Annotated in this window: 13 protein-coding genes; 6 read left to right on the top strand and 7 right to left on the bottom strand. The window is 55.5% G+C overall.

The features are described from left to right. The first annotated feature begins 45 nt into the window (after window positions 1-45). The 3 genes from CLV88_RS00455 to CLV88_RS00445 are packed head-to-tail and all read left to right on the top strand — an operon-like array spanning window position 46 to window position 1,452. Window positions 46-777, top strand: a complete 732-nt coding sequence (locus tag CLV88_RS00455; RefSeq protein ID WP_106606407.1) for a heme ABC transporter permease — start codon at window positions 46-48, stop codon at window positions 775-777. Further along, window positions 774-926 carry a heme exporter protein CcmD gene (ccmD, locus tag CLV88_RS00450; protein ID WP_207796998.1) on the top strand — a complete coding sequence of 51 codons (153 nt, stop codon included), beginning with the start codon at window positions 774-776 and terminating at the stop codon, window positions 924-926. Before CLV88_RS00455 ends, ccmD begins: the two co-directional genes overlap by 4 nt. Next, complete coding sequence (locus CLV88_RS00445; protein WP_106606406.1) at window positions 919-1,452, top strand: DsbE family thiol:disulfide interchange protein; 534 nt, start codon at window positions 919-921, stop codon at window positions 1,450-1,452. Before ccmD ends, CLV88_RS00445 begins: the two co-directional genes overlap by 8 nt. Window positions 1,453-1,525: 73 nt before the next feature. On the opposite strand, the gene acnA is transcribed toward CLV88_RS00445, so the two are convergent. Continuing rightward, window positions 1,526-4,213 (bottom strand): aconitate hydratase AcnA, encoded by a 2,688-nt coding sequence (gene acnA / locus CLV88_RS00440; protein ID WP_106606405.1) that lies wholly within the window; start codon window positions 4,211-4,213, stop codon window positions 1,526-1,528. Between the two features lie 232 nt (window positions 4,214-4,445). On the opposite strand from acnA, the gene CLV88_RS00435 reads away from it, so the two are divergent. After that, window positions 4,446-5,141 carry a DUF1223 domain-containing protein gene (locus CLV88_RS00435; RefSeq protein ID WP_106606404.1) on the top strand — a complete coding sequence of 232 codons (696 nt, stop codon included), beginning with the start codon at window positions 4,446-4,448 and terminating at the stop codon, window positions 5,139-5,141. Here CLV88_RS00435 and CLV88_RS00430 read toward each other — a convergent pair. The 5 genes from CLV88_RS00430 to purB all read right to left on the bottom strand — a co-directional run bounded on the left by CLV88_RS00430 (window position 5,138) and on the right by purB (window position 9,580). Next, window positions 5,138-6,025: a DMT family transporter gene (locus tag CLV88_RS00430; protein WP_243403523.1), complete on the bottom strand. Its 888-nt coding sequence runs from the start codon at window positions 6,023-6,025 to the stop codon at window positions 5,138-5,140. The genes CLV88_RS00435 and CLV88_RS00430 overlap by 4 nt on opposite strands. Window positions 6,026-6,106: 81 nt before the next feature. Further along, window positions 6,107-7,189, bottom strand: coding sequence for a flagellar motor switch protein FliG (locus tag CLV88_RS00425; protein ID WP_106606402.1), 1,083 nt, complete (start codon window positions 7,187-7,189; stop codon window positions 6,107-6,109). Window positions 7,190-7,252: 63 nt separating this feature from the next. Next, a complete protein-coding gene (locus tag CLV88_RS00420) occupies window positions 7,253-7,810 on the bottom strand; it encodes a tetratricopeptide repeat protein (RefSeq protein ID WP_243403522.1) in 558 nt (185 codons plus the stop codon). A gap of 71 nt (window positions 7,811-7,881) precedes the next feature. Next, the gene (locus CLV88_RS00415) at window positions 7,882-8,043 is read right to left on the bottom strand and encodes a carbohydrate-binding module family 14 protein (protein WP_106606401.1); all 162 of its coding nucleotides are present in this window, start codon (window positions 8,041-8,043) and stop codon (window positions 7,882-7,884) included. Between the two features lie 232 nt (window positions 8,044-8,275). Beyond that, the gene (purB, locus tag CLV88_RS00410; RefSeq protein ID WP_106606400.1) at window positions 8,276-9,580 is read right to left on the bottom strand and encodes an adenylosuccinate lyase; all 1,305 of its coding nucleotides are present in this window, start codon (window positions 9,578-9,580) and stop codon (window positions 8,276-8,278) included. 78 nt (window positions 9,581-9,658) lie between these two features. Between purB and CLV88_RS00405 the strand changes: the two genes are divergently transcribed. Then, window positions 9,659-9,991 (top strand): hypothetical protein, encoded by a 333-nt coding sequence (locus tag CLV88_RS00405; protein WP_106606399.1) that lies wholly within the window; start codon window positions 9,659-9,661, stop codon window positions 9,989-9,991. A gap of 67 nt (window positions 9,992-10,058) precedes the next feature. Further along, the gene (locus tag CLV88_RS00400) at window positions 10,059-10,622 is read left to right on the top strand and encodes a hypothetical protein (RefSeq protein WP_133169896.1); all 564 of its coding nucleotides are present in this window, start codon (window positions 10,059-10,061) and stop codon (window positions 10,620-10,622) included. Window positions 10,623-10,948: 326 nt separating this feature from the next. Here the strand turns inward: CLV88_RS00400 and CLV88_RS00395 are convergent, their stop codons facing one another. After that, entirely contained in the window at window positions 10,949-12,169 is a 1,221-nt protein-coding gene (locus CLV88_RS00395; RefSeq protein WP_106606397.1) for a bifunctional alpha/beta hydrolase/OsmC family protein, read from the bottom strand. Between the last annotated feature and the right edge of the window lie 77 nt (window positions 12,170-12,246).

Genomic DNA, 12,246 nt, shown 5'->3' with positions numbered 1-12,246 from the left:
CGATGTGATGTGCATCACACCGGTCAAGGCAGTTAGGAAGACGACATGGGATCCATCTGGGAATATGCCAATCCGGTCAAGTTCAACCACACAGCAGGCAAGGTTTTGCCGTGGGTGTCCATCGGTGCGACCGCGACCCTTGTTATCGGCCTGATCTGGGGTTTTTTCTTCACGCCTGATGACTACCGTCAGGGATCCACTGTCAAGATTATCTACCTGCACGTACCCGCCGCGCTGATGGCGATCAATGTGTGGTTCATGATGCTCGTCACGTCGCTGATCTGGTTGATCCGTCGCCACCACGTCAGCGCACTTGCTGCCAAAGCCGCGGCGCCTGTGGGGGTCATCATGACCGTTATCGCCTTGATAACCGGGGCAATATGGGGCCAGCCGATGTGGGGTACATGGTGGGCCTGGGATCCTCGCCTGACCTCGTTCCTGATCCTGTTCTTGTTTTATCTTGGCTACATCGCGCTCTGGGAGGCGATCGACAATCCTGACACCGCCGCTGATTTGACGGCTGTTCTGTGCATCGTTGGGTCTGTCTTTGCCGTGCTTAGCCGCTATGCGGTGAATTTCTGGAACCAGGGTTTGCATCAGGGAGCGTCGCTCAGCCTCGATAAGGAAGAAAACGTCGCTGACGTTTTCTCGACCCCGCTATACATCTGCATTGCCGGGTTCATATTGTTGTTTATCGCGTTGGTGTTTCTTCGCACCCGAACCGAAATCCAAAAACGCCGGACCAAGGCGCTCATCGCTCGGGAGAGACTGGGATGATACCTGACTTGGGAAAATACGCCGACACAGTCCTCAGCGCTTATGGCGCCTCAATCGTGCTGCTGGTTGCACTGGTTTGGTGGAGCCTGAGAGCGGCCCGTAAGGCACGGATTGAATTGGAAAAAGTGGAGGACCGCCGCAATGGCTAAGGTATCCCCCCTGATGATTGCGCCACCCGTAACCTTTGCGGCACTGGCCGTACTGTTCTACGTCGGTATGAACCGCGAAAACCCCAACGAATTGCCCACGGCCCTCGCCGGGGAACAGGCCCCGGCGGTGGTGGTATCAGAACTGGGTGAAAAGACGATTTTTACAGACGAGACTTTGCGCGACGGCAATATCAAACTAGTGAATTTCTGGGCCAGCTGGTGCGGCCCGTGTCGGGTGGAGCATCCCAACCTTGAACAGCTCAAAGTCGAGGGCGTGCCGATCTATGGCGTCAATTACAAGGATCCAGCGCGTAACGCGTTGAGTTTCCTTGACGAACTGGGTGACCCCTATGTCGGGGTCGGTGCGGACCCTAAGGGGCGCATGGGGCTTGATTGGGGTGTCTACGGTGTGCCTGAAACCTATCTGATTGATGGCGACGGCAAAGTAATTCTTCGGATCGCTGGCCCATTGACCCAGCGCGAGATGACCGAACGCTTGCGCCCGGCCATGGCCGAGCTGGAATAGCACTGGCACCTTCTGAAAATGCAAAAGCCCCGGCATCGTGCCGGGGCTTTTACGTTTGTTAAGCGATTTTGTGTTACGACTTGGACAGGTTACGCAGAACATAGTGCAGCACGCCGCCATGTTCGACATATTCAATCTCGGGCGCGGTATCGATCCGGCACTTGAGTGTGACGCTCTTGGTTGTGCCGTCGGCATAGGTGATGTCACATGGAACCTCTTGCAGAGGTTCCACGCTGTCGAGGCCGGAGATGGACACAGTTTCGTTCCCGGTTAAACCCAGCGATTTTCGCGAATCGTCGCCTGTGAACTCCAGCGGGATGACACCCATGCCAACAAGGTTGGAGCGGTGAATGCGTTCAAAGCTCTCTGCGATCACGGCTTTGACCCCCAACAGCGCCGTGCCTTTGGCCGCCCAGTCACGCGACGACCCGGCGCCGTACTGTTCGCCGCCAAACACCACAAGCGGCGTACCCTGTTCCTGATAGGCCATTGCAGCGTCAAACACGCTTGTCTGTTCGCCATCCGGGCCTTTGGTATATCCGCCCTCAACCCCGTCCAGCATCTCGTTCTTGATGCGGATATTGGCAAATGTACCGCGCATCATGATCTCGTGGTTGCCACGTCGCGAGCCGTAAGAGTTAAACTCACGTGGAGCGACTTGCCGCTCAATCAGGTACTGACCCGCCGGAGAAGATTGCGCAAATGATCCGGCCGGGCTTATGTGGTCGGTGGTGATCATGTCGCCCAGCATCAGCAGCACCTTGGCGCCCTTGATGTTTGAAATCGTGCCCGGCTCTGGCCCCATTCCCTGAAAATAGGGCGGGTTCTGAATGTAGGTCGAGGTGGCGGGCCAGTCATAGGTTTCTTGCTGAGGCACCTCAACACCCTGCCATTTCTCGTCGCCTTTGAATACATCAGCATACTTTGCCAGAAACGCTTCGCGGGTGACAGTTTGTTGAACAAGTTCAGCCACTTCCTCGGTGCTGGGCCAGATGTCTTTGAGGTAGACGTCCTTGCCATCTTTGTCCTGCGCGATCGGGTCAGAGGCCAGGTTAATGTCCAGCGTTCCGGCCAGCGCATAGGCCACCACCAGTGGCGGTGATGCGAGATAGTTGGCGCGTACATCTGGACTGATACGCCCTTCAAAATTGCGGTTGCCTGACAGGACCGAGGTTGCCACAAGATCGCCTTTGGAAATCGCGTCCGAGATCTCTTTTTGGATGGGGCCAGAGTTACCGATACAGGTGGTGCAGCCATAGCCAACAAGGTTGAAGCCGATCTTGTCGAGGTCTTCTTGCAATCCTGCAGCCTCAAGATAAGCGGACACAACCTGTGAACCGGGCGCAAGCGAGGTCTTGACCCATGGCTTACGGTCAAGGCCCAGAGCAGCGGCCTTGCGCGCGACAAGGCCAGCGCCGATCATCACGTAAGGGTTGGACGTGTTGGTGCACGAGGTGATCGAGGCGATCACAACCTTACCGCTTTCCATTGTATAGTCTTCGCCCGCGACGGCGACTTCCTTACCCATGGGGCGCTTAAAGGTTTCCTCCATCTCCTTTCGGAACGCAATTTGGCCTTCTGTCAGGGCGACATAATCCTGTGGTCGTTTGGGGCCCGAAATGGCCGGAACAATTGTGCCCATGTCCAAATGCAATGTGTCAGTGTAGATCGGTCTATAGTCCGCATCGCGCCAGAACCCGTTCTCTTTGGCATAGGTTTCGACCAGCGCGATCCGGTCTTCGTCTCGGCCCGTGTTGGTCAGATAGCGAATAGTTTCGCCGTCAATCGGGAAGAAGCCGCAGGTGGCGCCATATTCGGGCGCCATGTTGGCGATGGTGGCGCGGTCAGCCAACGGCAGACGGTCAAGCCCGTCGCCGAAGAACTCGACAAATTTGCCAACAACACCTTTTTCCCGAAGCATTTCAACAACTTTCAGGACAAGGTCAGTACCAGTTGTGCCTTCCAGCATTGCACCGGTCAGCTCAAACCCAACCACTTCGGGGATCAGCATTGAGATTGGTTGACCGAGCATCGCGGCCTCGGCCTCGATCCCGCCAACGCCCCAGCCCAGCACGGCGGCGCCGTTAACCATGGTCGTGTGGCTATCGGTGCCAACTAGCGTATCTGGATAGGCAACTTCATCCCCGTTCTGGTCGGTGTCGGTCCAAACGGTCTGGGACAGGTATTCAAGGTTCACCTGATGGCAAATGCCGGTACCGGGTGGAACAACGCGGAAATTGTCAAAAGCGTTCTGGCCCCATTTCAGGAATGTGTAGCGCTCCATGTTGCGTTCATATTCGCGGTCCACATTCATCTGGAACGCACGCGGATTGCCGAACTCATCGATCATGACTGAATGGTCGATGACAAGGTCAACCGGCACCAACGGGTTGATCTTGGCCGCAGAGCCGTTCAGCCCCACAATCCCGTCGCGCATCGCGGCAAGGTCAACAACAGCGGGAACACCGGTGAAATCCTGCATCAGCACGCGGGCAGGGCGATAGGCAATCTCGCGCGGGTTTTTACCACCGTTTTCGCCCCAAACGCCAAAGGCGCGAATGTCATCTGTAGAGACTGAAAAACCGCCATCTTCAAAGCGCAAAAGGTTTTCCAGCACCACTTTCAATGCGGCGGGCAGTTTAGAAAAATCTCCCATCCCAGCGGCCTGCGCAGCAGGGATTGAATAATAGGAAAGGGTTTTGCCATTCACCGACAGTGTCTTGCGGGTTTTGGCTGAATCGAGTCCGACTTTGATAGGCATGTTGGCCTCCCTCGGGGTCACTGGTCACGGAAATTCGCTGCCTTTGTTGTGGCCCATCAGGGTGACGCGATCAAGTGAAAGGCCTAATTTCCAGTGCGTCGCGCTCAGCCAGAGCATGACGATAAACCTAATTCCGAAACGCCAATCAAGTCCGTCTCGCAAATCGTTGATTGGCCAATCGGAGCAACTACGCCTAAGAATACGTGATACAAGGCACCGAACAGGCAAACTTATGATCAGAAATATCTTCATCGCCGTAACCTTATGGCTCTCCCTGTTGAGCGCTGTGCAGGCACAAAATAACCCGGTTGTGATCGAACTTTACACATCTCAGGGCTGTTCATCGTGCCCTCCGGCGGATGCTTACCTGCATCAAAACTTAGCCAAGCGTGATGACGTGATCGCGTTGGCGCTGCATGTGGATTATTGGGATTACATAGGATGGAAGGATGAATTTGCCGATCCGGCAAATACCGCCCGACAAAAGCAATATGCCAACGCGGCAGGGCATCGCACTGTCTATACTCCACAAATGATTATCAACGGACAGGATCATGTCGTGGGTGCCCATCCTGATAAGGTGGAAAAGCTGATCAGTGTCCATAAAGACCGAGCAACGCCTGTCACATTGGACGTCAAAAAGGCGGGAAAAATGGTGATTATTCAGGCCCAAACCCAAACACCCGGAGCGATGCAGGTGCATTTGGTGCAATATACGCCTGAAAGACATGTCTCGATCAAACGAGGTGAAAACGCGGGCAAAATGCTCACCTACGGCAATATCGTGAATCTTTGGGAAACAGTTGCCACATGGAATGGCCAATCTGCGCTTTCGATGAAGGCTGAGACAGATGGGGAAGGGCCAATTGTTGTTCTGATCCAGTCCGTCAAAGGCGGTCCTATTCTGGCGGCGGCGCGCTTAGACTAATCAAGAGGTGGCCCCTGTTTCACGGACATTTCGCGATACCAGACATAGATCCCAGCGCCCGCGATCATGCAGGCGCCAATGATGGAATAGACATCTGGCAACTCGTCAAAGAACCAATATCCCCAGAACGTTGCAAATATCAGCCCGCTGTAGGCAAAGGGTGCCAGCATTCCAGCTTCGCCAAGTGATAAAGCACGGATCAGGCAAAGCTGGCCCAACGTGCCCGCGCCAGCAACCACCAGCATTAGCATCAATGCGTAAGCCGTTGGGGTTTGCCAGACGGGTATGACAACGACGGTCAGAATTCCAGCCCCCACAAGGCCTGTATAAACGAGCGATGTCCGGACATCCTCGTCGCGCCCAACGAAACGCGTTGCAAGCGCATAAACCGAATAACACAAAGCCGCTCCAAGTGGGAAAATCGAGTAGATTGAAAACACATCACCGCCGGGTCGGATCACAATCAATGCGCCAAACAGAGCGACTGCGATCCCAATCAAGCGGCGAATTCCCAAGGTTTCACCGAGAAATGCCGCAGCTCCAAGCGTGATCAACACAGGGTTAACGTTCATGACCGCCGCCGCCTGCGTCAGCCCGATATTGGAGATACCTACAAAATAGAATGCAGTGGCCAGCAAAAGAAACAACGATCGCGCAAATTGAAGTTGCGGGTAGCGGGTCCTGAGAATTTGAGGAATGCGGTTGGCAACCAGCAGCAATACAAGAACCGTTTGTCCAGTATAACGAGCCCAAATGGTCATCGTGACACCAACTTCGCGCGAAAGCGCCTTGGCCGTCATATCCATGATCGAAAACATGAATATTGCGCCAATCATAAGAGCTATCGCGCGGCTACTAGTCCCCTTGAGAGGCATGTCAGGCATGTGTCAGATCCGGTACGAGGTACCTTAACTTGTTAAGCCTATCCATACGCCCTGTCTATCGCTAGAGCGCTGCGATCTTGGTTAGTCTTCAGGCTCTGTCTGGATAATCAGCGTGAATTCGCCTTGATCGGCCAAGTCGCGAACCACTGCGGTGATCTGTGACAGGGCTGCTTCACCATCTTTAGAGGTAACCTTTCCGCGCTCCTCAATAAGTTCGCGAATTCCGTCGGCAAGGCGTGCGGATATACTGGCGAGAATAAACTCCGACGTTGCGCCAGCATCTCCTTCGGTCGCATAGGTCAGTGCTGTGACGAGGGTGTTTTCTTCGATATCCTTCACAAAGCGCGGTACGTCTCGCGCTTCGACACGCTCGGAAATATGGGCGTAAGTGAAGATGGTTTTCTTCACCTGCGAGGCAAACCCCTCATCAGTTTCTTCGAGTGCTGTGAGCAAATCGTCGCGGGTGGCGGCCGTAGATGAGTTCAAAATCGCGCCAACCCGGTCCACGGGCGGATCGTCAAAGGCGCGCGGGGGAACATCATCTAGTTGCATCGCCAATGTTTGCCCAATGCGCGCAACCGCAGCGGGGGTGATGCCACCGGTCATCGAGACCGCATATGTGATGCGACGGGCCTTTTCGCCAGGTAGCATGCTCAGCAATTCAGCCGCCTTGCCTACATCCAACTTGGAAATAGTAACCGCAGCAACCTCGTAACTTTCTGCATCGATCAGATCGACAAGTTCACTACACTCCAGCCCGCGGATGCGATCCCATGGGTCATTTGCGCCCACGCCCGCCTCTTTGCGCAGTCGCGCCGCCATCTCCGGGCTCAGCCGACCTTCGAGAGAAGCCAGCGCCTCTGACATGCCGCCGGGAAAGGACAAGCCGATGGTTTCAAGTTCATGCGCAAATTCCATAAGAACCGCACCCAACGTGTCACGGTCAACATAGCCCATGCGCCCAATTTGGTAGGTTAGTTCAGCCTGCTGCGATTCGGGCAATTGGCTGATCGCCACATCGGCCCCTTCGTTGAGCAGAAAGCGGACGATAATGGCCGCCTTTTGGCGTTTGTCCAGCCTAATCGCTGGCTTCGTGGCCGGTTTTACGCGCGCCGGTTCGCCATTAGGTGGCGACAGGCGCGCGAGCTGCGTTTGGCTGCTCATTTTGGGCTCCTTGGTGTTGCTGCCAGTAAAAGCACCCAACACTAAAGAAACCCTGAAGGAAGATTAGAACGTGTAGGTATTTCCGGTCCGAATGGCTTCTTCCAGAGACGTTTCGGCCCAGGTGTCTGTTCCACCACGCTTGCGGATCTCAAGAAGCTGGGCACGCGCCAGAACCAGATCCCCAGCTTCGACATGTGCTTGCCCCATGTAAGAGCGGGCCAACAGGTTGTCAGGGTTTAACGCGAGCGCCTTAGAATAATACTCCATCCCGAGCTCAACCTGGCCCATTTTACGCGTGGTAAAGCCCCAATAGGTCATCACACGGTCATCAGCTTGATCTGGCATTGCGGCCAGCACGCGCTGAGCATCCTCAAAGCGACCGGCATGGGACAGTTCGCGTACAGCGCCGTATAGGGTGTCTACATCAAGGCTGGAATTCTCAGGGTTTACGCAGCGGTTTTTGTTGTCGCTCCAAACCTTGCCGTTCTTGCATTCCTTGGTGGTGTTGGTTGTGGTTGGCGAACTGCTGTCATCGCTTCCGGCCGCAAACAGGGGCAGGGGAGAGAATGCAGCGATCATGGCACCTGTCACGGTTCCGCTAACAATGGCTTTGATGTTCATGGGCGTAGCTCCTTTGGGTCCGCACAAAAAAACTGGAGGCGGGTCAATTGTTACTTTGGTGTTGCGTTGTATCAGCTCGAGGCCAGTTTGATGCAGCTTTGGCTGGCCTGATCCCAAGCCATGCCCTCGGCGCAAGAGAACGTTTGCGCCTCATTGTGCTGGCACCCAATGGCCGAAGCCAGTCCGGGTGCCATCACGAGTGATGTGACTGCAAGTAGCTTAAAGAAATACATCGTGTCCTCCCGACTTATCTACACAGACCATAACACAAATACATGCTTGCAGAAATCACGCCCTCGTTAGTCGGAACACAAGTTTAATGCTAAAAAGGCGCGTTCTCTGAACCGGTCTAATACGGGGTTGCGTGCAAAGTGGATGAATTCCAATTGATGTTTGGCAAAATTGAACAAAAAAAGGCCGCGCCAAGTGTTTTGGCGCGGCCCCTCTATTCCCTAGCTACGGCGGTTATTCGCCGAAAACCCGTTTGAAAATCGTGTCGACGTGCTTGGTATGATAGCCCATGTCGAACTTCTCGTTGATGCCATCTACCCCTAGTGCATCGACAACTTCTGTATCTGCCAAAAGTAACTCGCGGAAATCCAGACGTTCTTCCCAGACTTTCAGCGCGTTGCGCTGGACCATGGAATAGGCGTCTTCGCGGCTCACGCCGGCTTGGGTCAGGGCCAGCAGAACACGTTGAGACATCACAAGGCCGGGGAACTTATTCATGTTGTCCAGCATGTTATCTGGGAAAATCAGCATCTTCTCGATCACACCAGCCAAACGGTTCAGCGCAAAGTCGAGCGTAACAGTTGCGTCGGGGCCGATGCCGCGTTCCACGGACGAATGCGAAATATCGCGTTCGTGCCAGAGCGCAACGTTTTCCATCGCGGGAATCACGGTCATACGGACAAGGCGCGCAAGGCCTGTTAGATTTTCAGTCAGGACCGGGTTCTTCTTGTGCGGCATCGCGGATGATCCCTTTTGGCCCATAGAGAAAAACTCGGCACCTTCCAGCACCTCGGTGCGCTGCATGTGGCGAATTTCGACGGCTATGTTCTCGATTGAGCTGGCGATCACACCCAGCGTGGCAAAGAACATTGCGTGGCGGTCGCGCGGGATCACTTGCGTGCTGATCGGTTCGGGGCGCAGACCCAACTGCTCGCAGACGTGCTCTTCTACTTGGGGGTCGATATTGGCAAATGTTCCAACCGCCCCGGAAATTGCTCCCGTGGCCACTTCCCAACGTGCTTTTTCGAGACGGTTTTTGTTCCGATCCATTTCAGCGTAGAACCGGGCAAAGGTCAGGCCCATGGTGGTTGGTTCGGCATGAATACCGTGGCTGCGGCCAACGCGCACCGTGTTTTTGTGCTCCAGTGCGCGCGTCTTTAGCGCAGCAAGCACCTTGTCCATACCCACCAACAGGATGTCAGCGGCGCGAACCAGTTGCACATTCAGGCATGTGTCCAGAACATCAGAAGAGGTCATGCCTTGATGCACAAAACGCGCTTCCTCACTGCCGACATGTTCGGCGAGATGGGTCAGAAATGCGATCACGTCGTGTTTTGTCACGGCTTCGATCTCGTCAATGCGAGCCACGTCGAACTCCACATCTTTGGCTTTCCAGACGGCGTCAGCGTTTTCCTGTGGGATCACGCCCAGCTTGGCCATCGCGTCGCAAGCATGCGCCTCGATTTCGTACCAGATGCGGAACTTGGTTTCGGGCGACCAGATGGCAACCATCTCGGGGCGGGCATAGCGAGGGATCATGTCACGACCTTGTGTATTGGGAGCATTCGCGCGCGGTTTAGACTGTAGCAGACGTGGCGGCAAGGCAGGAGGCGGGATATGAGACGGTTTGCCCTTATTTTGGGAGTACTGGCTGGGTCGGCGGGCGCCCAAGAGTGGCAAAAGGCGACTGGGGAAGATGCGCACGCATTCCTTAAGGATCAGATTGTAGACTATGGCTCGGCCTGGCAGCGCTTTTATGCCTCGGGGCGCACTCTCTATAACGCAGGTCATGACAGCTGGGGCACATGGCGTGTTCAGGGCGATCAGTATTGCAGCCAATGGCCGCCAAGTGGATTGTGGGATTGCTACGACGTGATGTTGCACAGCGGTACAGATATTCGGTTTGTCGGCTCCGATGGCTCGACAACAGACGGTCGCCGCAGACCCTGAAGATGAAAAAGCTGGACAAGAGGCTTTGCTCACATAGGATTACCCTATTGGAAAGAGGAAGTTTCAAGTGTCTCAGATATCTCGATTTGTGAGAGGCAGTATTGCGGCCTGCGCTTTGGCGGTCGCGACTGCAAACGTTGCGTTGGCGGATACACCGGTCACATATATGGACGGTTCCGACGCTGTTTTTAACATGGCAATCCCGGATTTCTGGACGGCGCGTGTTGGCGGCCCCCGCGTTTTGAGCGCGCCGGGTGAAGACGCGCCGCGCGGTGTTGATCGAGTGATTGGGCTGGAACCCGAAAGCAACTCCGGCGTCTGGGTTGGCTTTGTGTCGCCACGCGGACTTAGTACGCTGGACGAAGCGACGGAATACGCGCGTTCTCTGGCGCCGCAAATTGCCAAGGAAGCAGAAGTTACCGAGTTCGAAGAGCGCCGCATTGCGGGATACCCTGCACGGGTTTATCGCGGCAATGGTCGGCGCGACGGGCGCACGGTTTACTTTACGGTGTCACTGATCGATCTGCCCAACGGACGGGTGGTGTTCAGTCTAACCGCCTTTGAGGCCGGATATGATCCAGCTGCGATTGAGGATATCAACGCCATCTACAATTCAATTCGGTCACGGTAAGGGAGCGGAACATGAAACGATCTGTAAAAAACCTGCTCCGCGCCGTGAGCTTAATCACAGTTGGAGGCTTTGTGCTGGCAGGGTGCGATTCCACCGGTGGGTCGGTTTATACTGGAGCCTATTATGACTCGATGATGTGGAACGATTACTATCGTCCGTATCCTCCGCCCAATAATCGGCCGCCGCGCCCGGAGCATCCGATAGAGCGCCCGCCGGAACGCCCTGTGCATCCTATCGCGCCAAGGCCGCCCGTGTCGCGCCCCACGCCACGCCCATCGCCACCGTCAAGACCGGCGCCACGTCCGTCGCCACGCCGGTAAGGGTGATCAACTTGCTGGAGCCAGTTCCGTCACAACGTGACTGGACTGTTCCAGCGTCCGATGCACGGGGCATTTATCGGCTATTTCCAACAATTTGGCCCGTTGATCCTGATCCAGCGGACCGCACAGGTGCAAGACCCGCTTAAAGGTGTCGATCTTGGATTGACTACCTGTCTCAGCATCGCGCGCGTGGACCTTATCATGGCTCACGTCCACCCAGATATGTTCAAGCGGCCAATTCCTGCGGCGGGCGTACATTCGTACTGTCATAGAGGTGCACGCACCAAGGCCGGCAGCGAGAAATCCATAAGGGGTCATGCCGCGATTGGTGCCACCATAGGCCAAAGGCTCGTCCGCCAATGTGTGATGTTTGGGCCCTGCATTCACATCCTGCAAGAAACCTTCCGCATCAGCCTCGGAGACACGCACCACTCCTTCGGGTGCGCCGGGTGGCGGGGCAGGGTGGCAGAGCGTCAGGTAACGCGCGGCCCACGTGGTAATCACGTCTGCTGCATATTCAGCATCTTCAGCACGCGTTATCAGATGGTCGGCATTGTCTAGTGTCACAAAGCTTTTGGGATGCTTGGCTGCGGCAAAAATCTCGGCAGCATTTTCAATACCAACAACATCGTCTTTCGGCGCATGCATGACCAAAAGCGCGCGTTTGAGCTTGCCTATGGCTGGTCCCAGCTTTGATGCCGATACATCATCAACGAAGGATTGCCGGATTAGAAATGGACGCCCGCCAAGCGAGACCTCGGCGCTGCCGTCCTGTTTGATCTGGTCCAATTGGGCGCCAAAATTATGCGTGACGTGTTCTGGATCAAACGGGGCGCCAATCGTTGCGACGGCTTTAACACTTGCGATGTCGTTGGCGGCGCGCAAGACAGCAGCCCCGCCAAGGCTGTGGCCGATCAGAAGCGAAGGTGACATATTTCGCGCGCTGAGATGCGCAGCAGCTGCGGCCAGGTCCGCCACATTGGATGAGAAATTCGTATTCTCAAATTCGCCGTCGCTATGTCCCAACCCGGTAAAATCAAACCGCAAAACAGCAATTCCCATCGCTGCCAGCCGCGCCGAAATTCGGCGTGCGGCCGGAATGTCCTTGGAGCAGGTAAAGCAATGGGCAAACAGCGCCGTCGCCAAATGCGGCCCGTCTGGCAAATCCAGCCGCGCAGCAAGTGATTGACCATCATGGCCGGGAAAGGTCAGGCGTTCTGTGGGCATGGGCACTCCTTTTCGTGGCGTACCCTTAACCTGCGTTGCAATTGCCTCGACTCCAAGGCGTGAATCCGTTTCTCACG

It is taken from the genome of Shimia abyssi, assembly GCF_003014475.1.
Taxonomy (GTDB): Bacteria; Pseudomonadota; Alphaproteobacteria; order Rhodobacterales; family Rhodobacteraceae; genus Shimia; species Shimia abyssi.
This window is presented reverse-complemented; position numbering and strand designations above follow the sequence as displayed.

What these genes read in the sequence shown, in the direction of transcription:
- CLV88_RS00420 (WP_243403522.1), bottom strand. Translation starts at nt 7,810, where the DNA reads ATGAACATCAAAGCCATTGTTAGCGGAACCGTGACAGGTGCCATGATC.
- CLV88_RS00425 (WP_106606402.1), bottom strand. Translation starts at nt 7,189, where the DNA reads ATGAGCAGCCAAACGCAGCTCGCGCGCCTGTCGCCACCTAATGGCGAA.
- CLV88_RS00445 (WP_106606406.1), top strand. Translation starts at nt 919, where the DNA reads ATGGCTAAGGTATCCCCCCTGATGATTGCGCCACCCGTAACCTTTGCG.
- CLV88_RS00435 (WP_106606404.1), top strand. Translation starts at nt 4,446, where the DNA reads ATGATCAGAAATATCTTCATCGCCGTAACCTTATGGCTCTCCCTGTTG.
- CLV88_RS00430 (WP_243403523.1), bottom strand. Translation starts at nt 6,025, where the DNA reads ATGCCTGACATGCCTCTCAAGGGGACTAGTAGCCGCGCGATAGCTCTT.
- purB (WP_106606400.1), bottom strand. Translation starts at nt 9,580, where the DNA reads ATGATCCCTCGCTATGCCCGCCCCGAGATGGTTGCCATCTGGTCGCCC.
- CLV88_RS00395 (WP_106606397.1), bottom strand. Translation starts at nt 12,169, where the DNA reads ATGCCCACAGAACGCCTGACCTTTCCCGGCCATGATGGTCAATCACTT.
- CLV88_RS00455 (WP_106606407.1), top strand. Translation starts at nt 46, where the DNA reads ATGGGATCCATCTGGGAATATGCCAATCCGGTCAAGTTCAACCACACA.
- ccmD (WP_207796998.1), top strand. Translation starts at nt 774, where the DNA reads ATGATACCTGACTTGGGAAAATACGCCGACACAGTCCTCAGCGCTTAT.
- acnA (WP_106606405.1), bottom strand. Translation starts at nt 4,213, where the DNA reads ATGCCTATCAAAGTCGGACTCGATTCAGCCAAAACCCGCAAGACACTG.
- CLV88_RS00415 (WP_106606401.1), bottom strand. Translation starts at nt 8,043, where the DNA reads ATGTATTTCTTTAAGCTACTTGCAGTCACATCACTCGTGATGGCACCC.
- CLV88_RS00405 (WP_106606399.1), top strand. Translation starts at nt 9,659, where the DNA reads ATGAGACGGTTTGCCCTTATTTTGGGAGTACTGGCTGGGTCGGCGGGC.